This is a genomic window from Paractinoplanes atraurantiacus, assembly GCF_900215205.1.
GTDB classification, from domain to species: Bacteria; Actinomycetota; Actinomycetes; order Mycobacteriales; family Micromonosporaceae; genus Actinoplanes; species Actinoplanes atraurantiacus.
The window spans coordinates 1-16746 of sequence record NZ_OBDY01000050.1; the positions used below are offsets into that span (position 1 = coordinate 1).

17 protein-coding genes are annotated in these 16746 nt (G+C 70.5%); 9 read left to right on the plus strand and 8 right to left on the minus strand.

Going from position 1 to position 16746, the window contains the following annotated elements:
- A partial coding sequence (locus CRP55_RS49550) for an endo-1,4-beta-xylanase (protein ID WP_245923989.1) occupies nt 1–468 on the minus strand: 468 nt, incomplete at its 3' end.
- Between the two features lie 284 nt (nt 469–752).
- Between CRP55_RS49550 and CRP55_RS49555 the strand changes: the two genes are divergently transcribed.
- Nucleotides 753–2318 carry a sigma-70 family RNA polymerase sigma factor gene (locus CRP55_RS49555; protein WP_097329089.1) on the plus strand — a complete coding sequence of 522 codons (1566 nt, stop codon included), beginning with the start codon at nt 753–755 and terminating at the stop codon, nt 2316–2318.
- Nucleotides 2319–2340: 22 nt separating this feature from the next.
- Here CRP55_RS49555 and CRP55_RS49560 read toward each other — a convergent pair whose 3' ends face one another.
- Complete coding sequence (locus tag CRP55_RS49560; protein ID WP_179855696.1) at nt 2341–3801, minus strand: non-reducing end alpha-L-arabinofuranosidase family hydrolase; 1461 nt, start codon at nt 3799–3801, stop codon at nt 2341–2343.
- A 34-nt stretch (nt 3802–3835) separates the two neighbouring features.
- Complete coding sequence (locus CRP55_RS49565) at nt 3836–5866, minus strand: family 43 glycosylhydrolase (RefSeq protein ID WP_097329091.1); 2031 nt, start codon at nt 5864–5866, stop codon at nt 3836–3838.
- A gap of 217 nt (nt 5867–6083) precedes the next feature.
- Here CRP55_RS49565 and CRP55_RS49570 point away from each other — a divergent pair, with 217 nt between their 5' ends.
- Both CRP55_RS49570 and CRP55_RS49575 read left to right on the plus strand, forming a co-directional pair.
- Nucleotides 6084–7445 carry a glycoside hydrolase family 10 protein gene (locus tag CRP55_RS49570; protein ID WP_097329092.1) on the plus strand — a complete coding sequence of 454 codons (1362 nt, stop codon included), beginning with the start codon at nt 6084–6086 and terminating at the stop codon, nt 7443–7445.
- A gap of 73 nt (nt 7446–7518) precedes the next feature.
- Nucleotides 7519–8766: a CE1 family esterase gene (locus CRP55_RS49575; protein ID WP_097329093.1), complete on the plus strand. Its 1248-nt coding sequence runs from the start codon at nt 7519–7521 to the stop codon at nt 8764–8766.
- On the opposite strand, the gene CRP55_RS49580 is transcribed toward CRP55_RS49575, so the two are convergent.
- Nucleotides 8751–9635 (minus strand): LysR family transcriptional regulator, encoded by an 885-nt coding sequence (locus tag CRP55_RS49580; RefSeq protein WP_097329094.1) that lies wholly within the window; start codon nt 9633–9635, stop codon nt 8751–8753. The two genes, CRP55_RS49575 and CRP55_RS49580, sit on opposite strands and share 16 nt — an antisense overlap.
- 72 nt (nt 9636–9707) lie before the next feature.
- Here CRP55_RS49580 and CRP55_RS49585 point away from each other — a divergent pair, with 72 nt between their 5' ends.
- Genes CRP55_RS49585 through CRP55_RS49605 form a run of 5 tightly spaced genes read left to right on the plus strand, consistent with a single transcriptional unit; the run spans nt 9708 to nt 12988 of the window.
- Nucleotides 9708–10631, plus strand: a complete 924-nt coding sequence (locus CRP55_RS49585) for a DMT family transporter (protein WP_245923991.1) — start codon at nt 9708–9710, stop codon at nt 10629–10631.
- Nucleotides 10592–10966: a YbaB/EbfC family nucleoid-associated protein gene (locus tag CRP55_RS49590; protein WP_245923993.1), complete on the plus strand. Its 375-nt coding sequence runs from the start codon at nt 10592–10594 to the stop codon at nt 10964–10966. Before CRP55_RS49585 ends, CRP55_RS49590 begins: the two co-directional genes overlap by 40 nt.
- The gene (locus CRP55_RS49595; RefSeq protein ID WP_097329096.1) at nt 10963–11277 is read left to right on the plus strand and encodes a type VII secretion target; all 315 of its coding nucleotides are present in this window, start codon (nt 10963–10965) and stop codon (nt 11275–11277) included. The genes CRP55_RS49590 and CRP55_RS49595 overlap by 4 nt, the downstream gene beginning before the upstream one ends.
- Nucleotides 11274–12590: a WXG100 family type VII secretion target gene (locus CRP55_RS49600; RefSeq protein ID WP_097329097.1), complete on the plus strand. Its 1317-nt coding sequence runs from the start codon at nt 11274–11276 to the stop codon at nt 12588–12590. Before CRP55_RS49595 ends, CRP55_RS49600 begins: the two co-directional genes overlap by 4 nt.
- A gap of 11 nt (nt 12591–12601) precedes the next feature.
- Nucleotides 12602–12988, plus strand: a complete 387-nt coding sequence (locus CRP55_RS49605) for a hypothetical protein (protein ID WP_097329098.1) — start codon at nt 12602–12604, stop codon at nt 12986–12988.
- On the opposite strand, the gene CRP55_RS49610 is transcribed toward CRP55_RS49605, so the two are convergent.
- From CRP55_RS49610 to CRP55_RS49625, 4 genes are all read right to left on the minus strand, one after another.
- On the minus strand, nt 12916–14160 hold the full coding sequence (locus CRP55_RS49610; RefSeq protein ID WP_179855698.1) for an MFS transporter: 1245 nt from the start codon (nt 14158–14160) through the stop codon (nt 12916–12918). The two genes, CRP55_RS49605 and CRP55_RS49610, sit on opposite strands and share 73 nt — an antisense overlap.
- Entirely contained in the window at nt 14157–14720 is a 564-nt protein-coding gene (locus CRP55_RS53755; protein WP_097329100.1) for a winged helix-turn-helix domain-containing protein, read from the minus strand. The genes CRP55_RS49610 and CRP55_RS53755 overlap by 4 nt, the downstream gene beginning before the upstream one ends.
- A gap of 67 nt (nt 14721–14787) precedes the next feature.
- On the minus strand, nt 14788–15252 hold the full coding sequence (locus CRP55_RS49620; protein ID WP_097329101.1) for a hypothetical protein: 465 nt from the start codon (nt 15250–15252) through the stop codon (nt 14788–14790).
- A gap of 36 nt (nt 15253–15288) precedes the next feature.
- Entirely contained in the window at nt 15289–16338 is a 1050-nt protein-coding gene (locus CRP55_RS49625; protein ID WP_097329121.1) for a CinY protein, read from the minus strand.
- A gap of 111 nt (nt 16339–16449) precedes the next feature.
- On the opposite strand from CRP55_RS49625, the gene CRP55_RS49630 reads away from it, so the two are divergent.
- Nucleotides 16450–16746, plus strand: a complete 297-nt coding sequence (locus CRP55_RS49630) for a hypothetical protein (protein WP_179855699.1) — start codon at nt 16450–16452, stop codon at nt 16744–16746.

Genomic DNA, 16746 nt, shown 5'->3' on the forward strand with positions numbered 1-16746 from the left:
GTGGGCCATGACGCCGTTGATGTGGTCGATCATGGCTTGGCGCAGGCTGCTGCCGCTGAGGCTTTGCATCCAGCCGGGTTGCTGGGCGTGCCAGGCGAGGGTGTGGCCGCGGACCTTGAGGCCGCGCTGGGTGGCCCAGTTGTAGATCTGGTCGCCGGCGCTGAAGTTGAACTGGCCGCGCTGGGGTTGGGTGGCGTCCGGTTTCATCTCGTTCTCGGCCGTGATCATGTTGAACTCGCGCCCGGCGATGGTGCTGTAGGTGGAGTTGCTGAGCCGGCTGGCGGCGATGGCCGTGCCGAAATACCGGCCCGACTGCGCGGCCGCGGCGCCCAGGGTGCTTTCCGCGGCGCTGGCGTTGGGGATCACCATCGCCACGCCCGCGGCCGTGACGGCGGCGACGGCGGCACCCATGAGCAGCCGGATCCGCGGCGATCGGCGCCGGTGGGGGACTGGGGGACTGGCGGTCACTGTGGCTCCTTCCAAGGAACGAAGAACCTCGATGTCGGGTCATGCTGACATGGGAAACGCCGCGGAAACAATAGTTTCCGGAAGTTCTCCGGAAGTTGATGAGCGCCTTGAAACGTTCTACCTGCATGTATGCAGCCGTATTTCGGTGATCGGCGATCACCGGGGCTCTTGTCGGGGTGACAACGACCGAAAGTTTCAGAGTCCACGACCAGGGAGGAGAGGGCTGGATAACACCTTTCCGCTCGGTTTCTTTCCCTGGACGGGCGGCATAGGGTGTCGTCGCTATGGATCTGACGAGTGCGAAGGTGGCCGAGCTCGTCACCGCGGCCCGCAACGGTGACCGCCGTGCTCTCGAGCGGCTGATCGCCGACCATCTCCCGCTGGTCTACAACCTCGTCAGCGCGGCGATGGAGGACCCGGCCGACGTCGACGACGTCGTGCAGGACACGATGCTGCGGGCCGTGCGCGAGCTGCCCGGTCTGCGCAGCCCGGGCAGTTTCCGGGCCTGGCTGGCCGTGATCGCGGTCCGTCAGGTGGGCACCCATCGGGAGCAGCGGCGGGCCGCCGGCCGCCGGCTCCGGCCCTTGACCGAGGCGGCCGGGACAGCGGACCCGCGGGCCGAGGTCGAGGACGTGACGGCGCTGCGCAGCCGTCTCAGCGACGAGCGCCGGCAGGTCGCCGAGGCGACGCGGTGGCTCGACCCGGACGACCGCGAGCTGCTGTGGCTGTGGTGGCAGGAGGTCGCCGGCCGGTTGACCCGGGCCGAGCTCGCGGAGGCGGCCGGTATCAGCGCCGCCCACGCGGGCGTCCGCGTCCAGCGCACCCGCGAGCAGCTCGACCTGGCCCGGTCCGTCGTCGCGGCGCTCGCGGCGCGACCGATTTGTGCCCGCCTGGCCGCGGAGACGGCCGACTGGGACGGGCGGCCGAGTCCACTCTGGCGCAAGCGCATCGCCCGGCACGTCCGGGGCTGCCGCACCTGCACGGCGGCCGCTGCGGGTCTGCTGCCGGCCGACAGACTGCTGGAGAACCTGCCGGCCCTCGTGGTGCCGGCCGGCCTGACCCATGCCGTCCTCGGCCCGATCGCCGCCGGCGCCCCGATCGCGGCGGGCGCCGCCTCCGTCGCCGCGGCCACCGCTTCCGTGGCCGCGGGCACCGGAGCCACCGCGGCCGGTGCCGCTTCCGTCGCCGCGGCCACCGGAACGACCGCGGTCGCCGGCAAGGTGATCGCGGGGATCGTCGCCGGTGTCGCGGCCGTGGCCGTGACCGTCCCGCTGGTCGTGCCCGACGACCCCGAGCCCGGGGCCCGTGGCCCGGGCGCGATCGCCGCGCCGGCCGCGACCACCTCGCCGGCGCGATTCAGCACACCGGCCCCCGCGCCCAGCCGTACCACCCGAAGCCCGTCGGCGACGGCCGCCGTGCCTCTCGGCGCGCTCTCCCTCGAATGGGCCGGCGGCGGCTATCTCAGCCGCGGCGTGAACACCGACGCGGTCGCCGTCACGGCCGTCGGCGGCGGCGCCGAGAGCCGCCGACGCGCGACCTTCACCGCCGTCAACGGCCTGGCCGACCCCCGATGCGTCTCGTTCCGCGACGGCGACGGCCGCTACCTGCGGCACTACGAGCTCCGCGGCTACGTCGCGCCGCTCGACGACAGCCAGATCTTCCGCGAGGACGCCACCTACTGCCCGCTGCCGGGTGCGACGGCGGGCTCGGTGGCGTTCCAGTCCTTCAACTATCGCGAGTTCCGTCTGCGCTGGACGGGCTCGGAGTTCGGCATCGGCTATCTCAAGGACACCGCCGAGTTCCGCACCGCCAGCACGTTCCTCGTGCGTCCCGCCCTGGCCACCGGATGACGGCGGCCAGGGCGGGTACTGCTCAGCGCTGGCGGGTCAGCAGGCCCGGCCGGTAGGGCAGGAGGCCGTAGTCGCCACCCGAGCTGGGGGAGCGGCCCTGGTAGAGCAGTTGCAGGTTGCACGGGTCGACGGTCATCGTCTGGTCGGCGCTGACCCGCACCAGCTCACCGTGGCTGATGTCGTTGGTCCAGGTGGCGCCGCTGTTCGCCTTGCCCGCGAAGGGGTTGCTCTCGGTCGCGGCGTTCGGCGTCCACGAGCCGTTCAGGCTGGTGGCGGTGAACGAGCGGAAGTAGCGGCCGTTGGCGCCGATGGCCTCGACGATCATGAGGTACTGGTTCTGGCCCTGCACCTTGTAGACCTGCGGGGCCTCGAACAGGTTGTTCGTCGAGTCGCTCATGATGGTCGTGTACGAGGAGCCGAAGTTGCCGGGGAAGTTCCCGATCGGCATCGACGCGCGGTAGATCTTGCCGTTGTCGCCGGCGAAGAACAGGTACATGTTCTGGCCGTCGGCGATCAGGGTCTGGTCGATCGGGCCGGTGCCGGAGCCGGTGATGCTGCCGGTGAACAGCGTCTGGGCCGACGACCACCCGTTCGGGTTGGTCGGGTCACTCGAGGTGCGGTACGAGAAGGCGCTGCCGCCCCACTGGTAGGCGAGCACCCAGATGCTCTTCGGAGCGAAGTAGAACAGCGTCGGGGCCACGGTGGCCGACGACATCGCGTTCTGCGACGCCGAGCCCATGTCGGACCAGTTCGTGAACAGGCCGAAGTTCATCGAGCCCCACGTCGAGCCCGTGTCGTGCGTGGTCGCGTACACCAGCTGCCGTCCGTTGTAGGGGACGGTCGTGAAGTCCTTCAGCGAGACCCAGCCCGAGCGCGGCTGTGCCAGCGCGCCGGTCGAGGTCCAGCGGTACGACGAGGGCAGCGTGCACGAGCCGGACGGCGGTGGTGTCGTCGGGTTCGAGCCGCCGACCCGCGCCAGCTGCCACTGCTGGTTGGCGCCGTTCCAGTCGGAGTACTGGACGATGTTGCCGCCGTCGGCGGTGGAGGCGCCCTGCACCTCGAGGGCCTTGCCGCTGTTGCGGTTGATCAGCTGGATGTAGCCGTCGACGTCCTGGACGCTGAACTGCTGGTTGGTGGTGTTGTTGTCGGTCCACTGCACGATCGAGCCGCCGTCGGCGGTGGAGAAGTTGTAGACGTCGAGGACCTTGCCGGACAGCCGCGACTTGAGCCGGTAGTTGCCGCCGCCGGAGTCGACGAACTGCCACTGCTGCTGGTTGCCGTCGTTGCGGGTCCACTGGGTGATCCGGGCACCGTCGTTGGTGGCCAGGTTGTAGACGTCCAGGGCCTTACCGCTGTTGCGGTTGACCAGCACGTACCAGGCGCTGGTGTCGATCGTCGCCGCCGAGGCGGGTGTCGCGCTGATCACGGCGACCAGGCCGGCGACCAGGGCGGTCGCCGCGGCGAGCCATCGGGATTTTCTCACATCGATTCCTTAGGGGGACGGGGGAACGGGGGACTTACGGCGCCGTCAGGTCGAACCGGTTCACGGTGACGGCGCCGCCGAGGGCGCTTGTGGCGTAGTTGAAGAGGCCGAAGCGATAGCCCATGAAGAACTGCCAGTCGTTGTTCATCACGAACGCCGGCCCGAGCGTGGTGAAGGTGCTGCCGTTCGTGCTGTACGAGAACGTGGCCGTGCGACCGGAGCCGGGCTGGATGTTCGCGGTGACCCGCAGCCAGACCGTGCCGCCGGAGATCGGTGCGCCGGCCGCCTCGGAGCCGGTGCCGGTCGTGCCCCACCCACTGGTGGACATGCTCAGTCCGTTGGTCATCGAGACGCGGGTGGCGCCGTTGTCCTTGCGGACGCCGATCCACGCCGACTGGTCGCGCAGCATGGCCAGCCCGGCCCGGTCGCCGTTGGCCATCGACGCATAGTTCAGCTGGATGGTGGCGGTGGAGGTGGGGCCCTGGATCCGGTGCGTCAGCGTGTTCCGGGCGTTGTAGAGGTCGTTGGTGACGGTCGCGGTGGACAGGCGAAGCCCGTTGCCGACCGTGAACTTCGACGTGTCGGGGTTGTGGTTCCACTCCCACCGGTGCGACAGGGAGGGGCCGGTGAACGTGTCCGGGCCGATCATCGACTGCACGGTTCTGGTCGTGCTGATGGCCGGCTTCGGATAGGTGGCGCCCCAGCGCCCGTTCACCGTCTGCAGCACCGGCCAGCCGTCGGAGCTCCAGGTGATCGGGGCCAGCGTCGGCATCCGTCCGCCCGGGTAGGCGTCGGTGAACGCCATGTACCACCAGTCGCCGTTCTGCGTCTGCACGAGGCCGCCCTGGTGCGGGACACCGCCGCCGGAGATCGGGCCGGGCAGGTTCAGAAGGACCTGGCGTTGCTCGTACGGACCCCACGGGCTGGTCGAGCGCAGCACGTACTGCCCGTTGGCCGGGCGGGTCAGCCAGATGTAGTAGTAGTTGCCCCGCTTGTACATCCGGGAGCCTTCGAGCGTCCCGATGCTCGACGGTGTCGTGTAGACGGTCTGCGACCGCACCTCGGAGCTCAGATCGGCCGAGAGCTGGGCGACGCTGATCGTGCCGTTGCCGTAGGCGACGTACGGGGTCGCGCCGTCGAACAGCAGGCCGGCGTCGTAGTAGCACTTGTTGATCCGGGCCTTCTTGGCCCAGTCGCCGCCGATGGCCGTCGAGGCGTACACATAGGTGCGGTTGAACTCGGTGCACCCGAGCCAGTAATAGGTCGCGTCACTCGGCCGGTAGTTGAAGGCGGAGGCCCAGATTCCTTTGACGTACGCCCGGGAGCCGCTCAGGTCGTAGGCGGCGGAGTCGAAATCGAGCCTGGGCACGGAGTGACCCGCGTACTCCCAATTGACCAGGTCGTAGGAGCGCAGGATCGGCGCACCCGGCGAGTAGTGCATGGTCGAGGCGGAGTAGTAGTACGCGTCACCGACCCGCACGATGTCCCCGTCGGCGAAGTCCTGCCAGACCACCGGGTTGGTGAAGCTCCCACCGGCCGGCGGGGGCGTCGTGCCCGCGGGGACGAGCTGCCACTGCTGGTTGGTGCCGTTCCAGTCGGAGTACTGGACGATGTTGCCGCCGTCGGCCGTGGAGGCGCCCTGCACCTCGAGGGCCTTGCCGCTGTTGCGGCCGATCAGCTGGATGTAGCCGTCGATGTCCTGAACGCTGAACTGCTGGTTGCCGGCGTTGTTGTCGGTCCACTGCACGATCGCGGCGCCGTCGGCGGTCGAGTTGCCGCTGACGTCGAGGACCTTGCCGGACAGCCGCGACTTGAGCCGGTAGTTGCCGCCGCCGGAGTCGACGAACTGCCACTGCTGCTGGTTGCCGTCGTTGCGCGTCCATTGAGTGATCCGGGCACCGTCGTTGGTGGCCAGGTTGTAGACGTCGAGGGCCTTGCCGCTGTTGCGGTTGACCAGCACGTACCAGGTGTTGGTGTCGATCGTGGCGGCCGACGCCGCCGGAGCGGCCAGCACGAGACCGGCCAGCACAGCCGCGGCGACCAGCCACCGCAGGGTGAGCCGCATGCTTCCTCCAGGGGAGTAAGTGAACGTTAACATTCGCCGGCGCCAGCGGCCTTGCATTTGATTTCGTCGATGTTGCTACGGCGTTACGCAGCTTGGCAATGTCGACTAAAGCGAACGGCACCGCATAACACTTATTGAGGCAGTTGAATGTATGGGAGCGCTCCCGTACGGTTTTTTCCATTCCCCGAAGTCCCCCCAGAGAAAGGTTTCCGTGCTCATGTCAATCCCCCGACATGGCCGGTCGGCGCTGCTCGCGACCGCGGCGGTGAGCGTCGCCCTCGCGGCGAGCGTCGCCGTCATCGGCACCGCGGACGCGGCCTCCACGCTCGGCGCCTCGGCCGCGCAGACCGGCCGTTACTACGGCGCGGCCATCGCGGCCGGGCGGCTCGGCGACGCCACGTACACCCGGATCCTGACGACCGAGTTCAACTCGGTCACGCCCGAGAACGAGATGAAGTGGGACGCCACCGAGCCGTCGCAGGGGCGGTTCACGTACACCAACGGCGACCGCATCCTCAACCAGGGCGTCGCGATGGGCGCCAAGGTCCGCGGCCACGCCCTGCTCTGGCACCAGCAGCAGCCCTCATGGGCGCAGTCGCTGTCCGGCACCGCGCTGCGCAACGCCGCCATCAACCACGTCACTCAGGTCGCCACCCACTACAAAGGAAAGATCTACGCCTGGGACGTGGTGAACGAGGCCTTCGCCGACGGCGGCAGCGGCGCCCGGCGCGACTCCAACCTCCAGCGCACCGGCAACGACTGGATCGAGGCCGCCTTCCGGGCCGCCCGCGCGGCCGACCCGGCCGCCAAGCTCTGCTACAACGACTACAACACCGACGGCGTCAACGCGAAGAGCACCGGCATCTACAACATGGTCCGCGACTTCAAGTCGCGCGGGGTGCCCATCGACTGCGTCGGCTTCCAGTCCCACCTGGGCACCGGCCTTCCGGGCGACTACCAGGCCAACCTCCAGCGCTTCGCCGACCTCGGCGTCGACGTGCAGATCACCGAGCTCGACGTCGCACAGGGCAGCAACCAGGCCAATGTGTACGCCGGGGTCACCCGCGCCTGCATGGCCGTGTCCCGGTGCACGGGCATCACGGTCTGGGGCATCCGCGACAGCGACTCCTGGCGCACCGGCGAGAACCCGCTGCTGTTCGACAACTCCGGCAACAAGAAGGCGGCGTACACCTCGGTCCTGAACGCCCTCAACGCCGGCGGGCCGACCACCCCGCCCACCACCAGCAACCCGCCCCCGCCCACCACCAGCACCCCGCCCCCGCCCACCGGGGCCTGCGCCGCCACGGTCTCGCTGAACTCGTGGACCGGCGGCTACGTGGCCACGGTGCGCGTCACCGCGGGCCAGGCCGCGGTCTCGGGCTGGACGGTGTCGCTGTCGCTGCCCTCCGGCAGCGCGATCACCGGCGTGTGGAGCGCCGCCAACACCGGCAGCACGGGTGCCGTGAGCTTCCGCAACGTGAGCTACAACGGCCAGATCGCGGCCGGTGGCTTCACCGAGTTCGGCTTCCAGGGCACCGGCAGCGGGCCCACGGCCACTCCCACCTGCGCGGCCGGCTAGCCGGCTGTCCTCTCCGTGCTCTCCGGCCGGGCTCCCCTCGGCCGGAGAGCCGTCCCCCGAAAAGAGGAACGCGATGTCCCTGAGAAAACTCGCCGGCGGAGCGATGGCCGTCCTGGTCGCCGCGGCGGCCGCGGTCGCGGTCATGACCGCGGTACCGGCCGAGGCCGCGGTCACCGCCGGGTGCGGCAAGGCGCCGACGCTGACCAGCGGCACCCGCACCATCTCCAGCGGCGGCCAGAACCGCTCGTACATCCTGCGGGTCCCGGACAACTACGACCGCACCAAGCCGTACAAACTCATCTTCGCCTTTCATTGGTTGAACGGATCCGCGGGCAACGTGGCGAGCGGTGGCTACTACGGGCTCCAGGGGCAGTCGAACAACTCGGCGATCCTGGTCGCGCCGCAGGGCATCGACAACGGCTGGGCCAACACCGGCAACCGTGACCTCACCCTCGTGGACAACCTGGTCTCGCTGATCGAGGGCGACCTGTGCGTCGACACCAGCCAGCTCTTCGCGCTGGGCTGGAGCTACGGCGGCTCGATGAGCTACGCCGTCGCCTGCGCCCGGCCGGCGGTCTTCCGTGCGGTGGCCGTCCTGTCCGGCGCCAACCTCAGCGGCTGCTCGCCGGGCAACCAGCCGGTCGCCTACTTCGGCATCCACGGCACCCACGACAGCGTCCTGAACATCTCGCAGGGCCGGTCCATCCGCGACACGTTCGTCCGCAACAACGGGTGCACCGCACAGAACCCGCCGGAGCCGGCCCGCGGCAGCCTGACCCACATCACGACCGCGTACGCGGGCTGTCGCGCCGGATACCCGGTGGCGTGGGCCGCGTTCGACGGTGACCACACCCCCGAGCCGGTGGACGGATCCACCTCGACCAGCGGCGCCCTGACGTGGGTGGGCGGCGAGGTCTGGCGGTTCTTCTCGCAGCTCGGCAGCACGACGACGCCCACGCCGACGACGCCGACGCCGACGCCGACGCCGACGACATCCACTCCTCCTCCGGCCGGCGCCTGCACCGCCGCCTACCGGATCACCGGGCAGTGGCAGGGCGGCTTCCAGGCCGAGGTCACGGTGACCGCCGGCGCCGCCGCACTGAACGGCTGGCGGGTCGGCTGGACCTTCACCGACGGCCAGACGATCACCCAGGCCTGGGGCGGCCGCGTCTCGTCGAACGGCAGCGCCCAGACCGTCACGAACGAGACCTGGAACGGCAGCCTCGCCGCCGGCGCGTCGGCCACCTTCGGGTTCCTCGGCACCACACGCGGCGCCAACAGCGTGCCCACGACCACCTGCGGACCTCAATCCGCCGGCTGAGTCGCGATCTGCTGTAGGGCGCCGAGCACGGAGCGGACCGCGGCGCGGTGCAGCGTCTCCGGTCTGGTCAGCACGTCGACGTGGCGGGCGGCGGGCAGATCGGCCAGCGGGCGCAGCACCAGCCGCGGGTCCGGGGGAGTCGTGTGGCCGGGCAAGAGTGCCAGCGACTCCCCACCCGCGACCACCGAGGCGGCGACGGTGAACTCGTTGATCCGGTGATGGATGTCGAGGGGGCGCCCGGCCGCCGCCTCGATCGCGGTCAGCAGCCCGGTCAGCGGGAACCCGTCGTGCACGCTGATCCACGGCCAGGTGCTCACGTCGGCCGCGGTGAGCCGTTCGCGCGCGGCGAGGGGGTGGTGGGCGGACATCGCGACGTACATCGGCTCCTGAATCAGAGAAATCACCGTGAGCCGGTCGGAGGGCCAGGGCGGGCTGTGGGCCAGCCGATGGGCCAGCACCAGGTCGTAGTCGCCGACCAGAGCGGGGAACTCGGCCTCGGCCACATCCCGGTCGGCGCAGCGCACCGCCGGAAACCGCGCGATCAGCGGCGCGAACCAGGCCAGCCCGGCGCTGTGGAACGCGGCCACGGTGACCGGCGTGCCCGGCGCCTCCAGATAGTCGCCGACCGCCCGCGACGCCCGGTCGAGCGCGGTCATCACCTCGACCGCGGCCGTGGCCAGGGCCCGGCCCGCCTCGGTCAGCACGAGGCGGCGGCCGCTGCGCTCGGTCAAAGGCACCGGCGCCGACCGTTGCAGGACGTTGAGCTGCTGGGACACCGCCGACGGGGTGATGCGCAGGGCGCGGGCCACGGCGGCGACGCTGCCGCGCTCGCCCAACTCGCGCAGCAGCCTCAGGTGATGCGGATCCATAAGGCTCCACTACATCGTCGATTCAGCGGATGGCGTCTTGTCTACCGTATCGCCGGGCCGCAGGCTTTCCGGGTGACAGGGGATCTTCTGCTGCTGGCCGTGGCCGTGATCTGGGGCAGCAGCTATCTGGCGGCCAAGACACTGGTCGTGGCCGGCGGCGTGCTGGTCGTGCTGGCGCTGCGCTACCTGGTGTCGATGGCGGCGATGCTGCCGCTGATGTTCCGGCGGCGCCCGGCGAGGGGCGAGCTGAAGGTGGGGCTTCTGCTCGGCTGCACGCAGGCGTCGGTGCTGGCTCTGGAGACGTACGGGGTGTCGCTGACCAGCGCCACCAACGCCGGCGTGCTGATCAGCCTGACGATCCTGCTCACCCCGCTGCTGCAGGGCGGCCTGCCGCCACGCTTCTTCCTGGCGGCCGGGGTGGCGACGGGCGGGGTGGTGCTCCTGGTCGCGGGGCCAGGATTGCGGACGCCGTCGGCCGGCGACGCCCTGATGCTGGCGGCGGCCGTGGTCCGGGCCGCGCACGTCACGCTCTCCGGCCGGCTCAGCCGGCCCTCGTACGACACGGTCACCCTGACCACGCTGCAGACGGTGGTGGGCGCGGCCGTGTTCACGATCGCGGCCGGCCCGGCGCTGCTGCCGGCGGCCGGCGGTCTCGGCGCGGGGGAGTGGCTGGGCGTGCTGTACCTGGCGCTGGGCTGCAGCGTCTTCGCGTTCGTGGTGCAGCTGTGGGCCGTACGCCGAACCTCACCGGCCCGGGCCAGCCTGCTGCTCGGCACCGAGCCGGTGTGGGCCGTCCTGATCGGCCTGAGCCTGGGCGGCGAGCACTTGACGGTCCTCGCGGCGGCCGGCATCGCCCTGGTCCTGGCCGGCACTTTCTGGGGCCAGCGCGTCGAACGCGCCCATCGCACGGGGTCACTATCCTCGGCGTCGATAAAGGTGACCCGGCGGGAGGCTGCGTGTTCGACGGAATCGGTGGGGACAACGCCGAGCGGATGATCGACGACTGGCAGGCAGGCTTCGAGCGCCGCGCGGCGCAGGCCCGTGAGCTTGCCGGGCGGGTGGAAGGCCTGACAGGCTCGGCCCGTAGCCAGGACCGGCTCGTCGAGGTGACCGTCGGACGGTCGGGCGAGGTCACCGACCTGTGGCTCGACGAGGACACCCGGCAGCAGTCGGCGACGCGGACCGCGCGCGAGATCCTGGCCACGATCGCGGCCGCCCGAGCAGACCTGTCCGGCAGGGTGCGAGAGGCCGTCGCCGGCACGATAGGCGTGGAGTCGGAGGCGGGTCGTGCCGTCCTCAAGGGCTACGCCACCGACGAGGACGACGCGTGAGTGATCGGTTCTCCGTGATCACGCAGGATCTGGCCGCGCACGCCGGGGCGGTTGACGCCGTCGGGGACGGCGTCCAGGAGGCCGGCGGCGCGGGCCGTTCCGTGCGGGCCGGCGGGGATGCGTACGGAAAGATCTGCAACTTCCTTCCGCCTTTGATGGCTGTCCTCCAGGAGACCTTGATCCAAGGGATCGCGGACAGCGCCGACGACCTGCGCGACACCGCGCGGAAGCTGCGGGCGACGGCCGAGCATTACAACTCCACCGACGCGCGCAACGCCGACGCCATCACTCGCAGCGGGCGACTGCCGTGACCAACCCGCTGGTGGCGGCTCCCTCCAGCGCGGGACCCGGTCCCATCGCCGGTCTCGCTCCGGCCGAGGACATCCAGCAGATCTACCAGGCAATCCAGAGCGGATCGTGGGTGGACGGTGCCCTCGGCCTCGCCGGTGGCGCCCTGGACGCGCTGGCGTTCGTGTCCGACCCGATCGGCTCGCTGCTGCAGTACGGCGTCGCCTGGATCATCGAGCATGTCAAACCGCTCTCCGAGGCGCTGGACTGGCTGGCCGGCGACCCGAGCCAGGTCACGGCTCAGGCGCGGACATGGACGAACATCGCGGGCAGGCTCGCCGGCGAGGCCGACGCGCTGGCGCAGTCGGTCCGCTGGGACACCGCTGACTGGCACGGTGGTGCCGCCGAGGCGTATCGGTCGCACGCCGCGCGGCGGATGTCGGATCTCCGAGCGCTCAGCCGTGCCTCCGACACGATGGCGCTGATCACCGAGGGCGCCGGCATGCTGGTCGGCACGGTGCGGATCATGGTTCGCGACGCGATCGCCACGGTGGTGTCGCGATTGATTTCGTACGCCGTCGAGGTGCTCGCGAGCCTCGGCACCGCCACGCCGCTCGTCGTCGAGCAGGTGGCCACCCTCTGCGCCTCGTGGGCGGCGAAGATCGGCCGCTGGCTCAAGCAGCTCGTCGCCAGCATGCAGAAGTTGGCGAAGGCCATGAAGGAACTCGGTGAGGCGATCCTGGCGCTCCGCAAGGGCGGCAAGGGCGCGGACGATCTCGTCGACATGGGCAAGCGGTCCAACTGGAAGAACCCAGGCGATCGCCCGCAGGCGCCTTCCCGTCCGCCGGACGGCTACCTGCCGACCGGTGACCCGGTGTATCACGGGCCGAACTCCACGGCCGTGGGATACGACAGCAGCACGATGCGGAACTTCGATCACGTCGAGCCGAAACCGGGTGTCCACGACGTCGTGGTGCACGGCGAACCCAACGGTACGTTCCGTCCCGGTGTGGTCGGTGAGGACGGCGGCAAGTATCCGCACAACTACACGAGTCCGGAGCAGATCGCCCAGGCCGTCCGCGACAACCCGAACTACGTTCCCGGACAGCCGGTACGCCTGGTTTCCTGCCACACCGGCCGAGTGGACGCCGATCCGGATCTGCCGGGCCTGGTACCGGCCGGCCAGCAGGTGGCCGACTCGCTGGGCGTACCGGTGGAAGCCCCGACACAGGCGGTCGGGGTGCCCATTTACGGTAGTGGCAAGTACGTCCCCCGAATCGCCAACAAGCCCGAACTGCCCGAAGGTAAATGGGTCACCTTCTGGCCCCGGGATTAAGGAGCCCGTCCGTGCGGACCGCCGGCATGTTCGCAGAACTCGGCCAGACTCGGCATCCGGAGCCGGTGGAGAGCATCGCCGACAACATCGGGGCCGGGCCGATCGAGGACGCCGAGCTCGTGACCCGGTATCTGGACAACGGCTATGTGCTGATCGACATGATGGACGTCGAGCGGGACGTGCTCGATCCTGAGCAGGAGATTCTCAGCGGGTCGTCGATCATGACGGACGGCGACTGGCTCTGGCGTCAAGATCTTTCTTATTACGTACGCCGTCACCACGTCACCCTGCCGCCGGAACTGCTGGCCACCATTCGGGAACGGCGTTACGCGATCCCGCCGGTCGATGAGGAGCGGCTGGTCGCGCTGACCGGGGACGCTGAGCGGCTCGCGTTCTGACGGCGACCGGTGGTGCGGAGCAGGATCAGCGCCAGCATCGCGGCGACCGCATAGGTGCCGGCCTGGGCCTCGAGCAGCGGGAGGGTGCCGCTGACGCTTTGCAACAGGCCGCCGGCGAGCAGGCCGAGCGCCTGGCCGATGGCCTGGGCCAGGCCGAACGCCGCGAAGGCGCTGCCACGCCGGCTGTCGTCCGAGGCCTGTTGCAGCAGGCTCGTCAGGCCGGCGCCGAGAAGGACGCCCGGCGCACCGATGATGGCGAAGAGGACGACGTAGACCGGCATCGCGTGCGTCAGGAACGACAGGTTCCACGTCAGCGCGGTCAGGACGGTGAAGACGATGCTGCCGGCGATGGTCAGCCGGACGATGTCGAGGCGGGCGCCCAGCATGCCCAGCACGACGCCGGCGGCGATCGCGCCGACGGCCTGGACGCCGCGGAGCACCCCGACGTCCGCCGCGGCGCCGCCGAGGATGTCGGTGACGAAGAAGACGAACAGCAGGAGGAACAGGCCCTGGGCGACGGCCGCGACGAAGGCCACCACGATCGGTGCGCGGACCGCGGGGCCGCTTTTCGGCCGGCCGGCCGGTCGTACCGCCGGCCGGGCGCGTTCCCGGGGCAGGGTGGCGACGAGCGAGGCGGCGACCAGATAGGTCGCGATGTCCACCAGCACGACGCCGCTGAGCCCGGCGACGGCGAGCAGCACACCGCCGAGCGGGCCGCCCGCCAGGCGCCCGAGGTCGTTGTTCAGGCCGACCAAGGCGTTCGCGGACACCGCCCGGCCGGGCCCGACGAGCGCCGGCAGCATCGCGTTCTTGGCGGGCTCGAAGAACGCGGCGAAACTCGCGTGGGCGACGATGACGCCGTAGAGGATCGGCAGGTCGGATCGGTCGTGCACCGCCAGCAACGGCAGCAGCGAACAGGCCTGGGCGAGCATCGCGACGACCATGACGAGGCGGCGCGGCAGCCGGTCGGCCACGCGGCCCGCGAGCGGGGCGATCAGCACGGGCGGCGCCAGCTCGAGCAGGAACGCGAACGAGGTGCCCAGGGCCGACCCGGTCAGCTGGAGGACGACCAGCGGCAGGGCGATGAACATCAGCCAGTCGCCGGCGTCGGACACCAGGCCGGCGATCCAGAGCCGGCGGAAGGCCGGCACCGCCAGCGCAGACGAGGTCACCGCCCGAATCCCGGCCGGGGAAAAGCCATGAGCGAGAGGTGTACGTGTTCGGCGTCCTCCGGGCTGTCGGTCCGGGTGGGCGCGAGGTAGGGCCGCACCACCGCGTCGATGCGGCGCAGCACGGTGGCGAGTTCCTCCGGCGACAGGGACAGGCCGAAGCTGGCGTGCGAGTCGACCTCGCGCCACTGCTCCGGCAGCTCCGGCTGCCGGCGCAGGTATTCGCGGGCGAGGTGGTGGTCGAGCTCCACGGCCGCGGCGAGCACGCGGGTGACGCCGGCCTCGGAGTCGTCGGTCTCGGTGCCGACGGTGAATCCGGTGAGGGTGGTCCGCCAGGGGCGGGAGCGCCCGTCACCGGAGTCGTCCGGCTCGACGAGGCCGTGCGCGGCCAGCACCCGCAGGTGGTAGCTGCAGTTCGACGGCGTGTCCCCGACGGCCCGCGCGCACGCGGAGGCCGTCGCCGGGCCGGACGACATGAGGTAGCCGAGCACGTCGAGCCGCACCGGGTGGGCCAGGGCGTCGACGACGGCGGGGTCGGTGAGCTGGGGGCGGCGTTCCTGCACGGCGGCACTCCGATCTGAAAGACTCTTTCAGATCCTAGGGCGGCGCCGGGAAACCTGCAAGGCTCTTTCAGATCGGCGTCGCCCGGGTGAAGTCGGCGACCCAGTTCGTCTCCCAGGTCTCGCCGCGGTCGGTGGAGAACGCCTGCTCCCAGCGGCACGAGTCGGGCGAGGCGATCGTCCACAGGTAGCGGACGCGGATCGGGCGGCCGTTCCACTCCTCGTCGTCGTAGAAGCGGCCGACGCCGTCCGGCTCGAAGCGGCCGACGGTCGGGGGCAGGGCGAGGCCGATGTCGGTGCGGGCCCAGTAGATCGACCACAGGTCGGTGGCCGGGTCGAAGATCCGTACGGTGAGGCCGGTGTAGCCGAGCTCGGGCAGCTCGACCTCGTCGATGTTGCCGTGGCCACCCAGGACGCTCCAGCAGCGGGTGGTGCCGGTGAACTCGTACCACTCGTCGTTGCCCGCGAGGATCTCCCGCCGGCGCCGCTGCTTGGAGGTCCAGGTGCCGATGAGGAAATCGAAGTCGTTCGCCATGCGGTGAGGCTAGGGCCGTATACCTGACATCCTTTGTCAGGATGATCGTCGCCGTCGCGCCAGCCAGAAGAGCACGGCGCCGGCGGCGAGCGCCATGCCGATGACGACGGCCCGGGGCACGCGCGGCCCATGGCAGTCGTTCTCGGGGTCGTCGTGGGTGAGGGCGCAGACCATCCGCGAGGCCCGGTCGGCGCCGTAGCGGTCGGTCAGCCCGGTCCGGAAGTCCCGCCACTGACGGCGGCTCTCGGCGATCGCCCCCGCCACCGCGTCCGCGAAATTGTCGGCCACCTGGCCGCGCGGCGTACCCGGCTCGGTGGCCCGGCCGCTGACCGGGTCGATCAGGCCCTTGTCCTTGTTGAGGGCGGCGTGGGTGATCCGCAACTGGCAGACGCCGGCGCCGGGCACCTGGTCCTGCAGGACATAGCAGCCGGTGGTGAAATCGGCCGGTGGCGGCCCGGCCGTCACGCCCAGCAGGTCGAGCAGCGGGCTCGGCCCCGGCCGGTGCAGCCCCGGCGGGTTGTCGTCGCCGATGGGCCGGGACGGGTCGGCCCGGTCGGCCCAGTTGCTGTGCGAGTAGAAGTCCTGCACCCCGTGCAGAGCCCGGCCGAACGCCTCCAGCGTGGCGCACTTGGCGCGGCTCTCCTCGCGTTCCCTCGGGTTGCACTCAGGACTGGCCGTCACCTCGGCCGCGACAACCTCACCCTGGTCGTCGAGGAGATCCTTCGCGCTCTCCAGGCCTCGCCGGAAGTCCGCACGCAGATGCTCGACACAGTCCGTCAGGGCGACGACGGCGGTTTCATGGCTCTGTGGGTAGCTGCCGGACAGGTAGTCGGCGTTGTCGCAATGCGCGGCCGGGTCCGCCATCTCATCACTGTCGGGGGCGCCGACGGCGCCGAACTCGCGGTCGTGCCCGGCCAGATAGTTCATGGTCGCCGGTTCGAAGCAGACCGGCTCCCTGCTCGTGCTGCTCGTGCAGGCCAGGGCGGCGCGGGTGATGCGCTCGTGCTCCCGGTGCTGGCCACCGGTGTCGATGGTGCCGAACGCGGGCCAGGCCACGAGAAGCAGAGACAGCAGAACTCGCACCACCCAGCCCTCCCGCGCCGATCGCAGGAACAAAGCCTGCGGCGCGGGCGACCCGGCGTCCTCATCCGGCCCGGGTGAAGCCCGTCATCGGCCCGGCCCCGATCATCGAAGACCATGGGCTGTTTGTTCGCACTGTTCGCCGGGGTCTTCCCGCGCCTGGGCCTGTTCATCATCTGGATCGCCCGGCCCGCGCTGGTCAACGCGGCCTTCGACACGTGGATCATCCCGCTGCTCGGCATCATCTTCCTGCCGTTCTCCACCCTGATCTACGTGGTCCTGTACACCCCGGGCTTCGGCCTGACCGGCTGGGAGTGGTTCTGGGTCGTGGTGGCGGCCATCCTGGACCTGGGCCACTGGGCGGCCAGCGCGACACAGCGCCGCCAGATCCCGGGCTACCCCGCGACCCGGTGA

What these genes read in the sequence shown, in the direction of transcription:
- CRP55_RS49555 (WP_097329089.1), top strand. Translation starts at nt 753, where the DNA reads ATGGATCTGACGAGTGCGAAGGTGGCCGAGCTCGTCACCGCGGCCCGC.
- CRP55_RS49565 (WP_097329091.1), bottom strand. Translation starts at nt 5,866, where the DNA reads ATGCGGCTCACCCTGCGGTGGCTGGTCGCCGCGGCTGTGCTGGCCGGT.
- CRP55_RS49570 (WP_097329092.1), top strand. Translation starts at nt 6,084, where the DNA reads ATGTCAATCCCCCGACATGGCCGGTCGGCGCTGCTCGCGACCGCGGCG.
- CRP55_RS49575 (WP_097329093.1), top strand. Translation starts at nt 7,519, where the DNA reads ATGTCCCTGAGAAAACTCGCCGGCGGAGCGATGGCCGTCCTGGTCGCC.
- CRP55_RS49580 (WP_097329094.1), bottom strand. Translation starts at nt 9,635, where the DNA reads ATGGATCCGCATCACCTGAGGCTGCTGCGCGAGTTGGGCGAGCGCGGC.
- CRP55_RS49620 (WP_097329101.1), bottom strand. Translation starts at nt 15,252, where the DNA reads ATGGCGAACGACTTCGATTTCCTCATCGGCACCTGGACCTCCAAGCAG.
- CRP55_RS49630 (WP_179855699.1), top strand. Translation starts at nt 16,450, where the DNA reads ATGGGCTGTTTGTTCGCACTGTTCGCCGGGGTCTTCCCGCGCCTGGGC.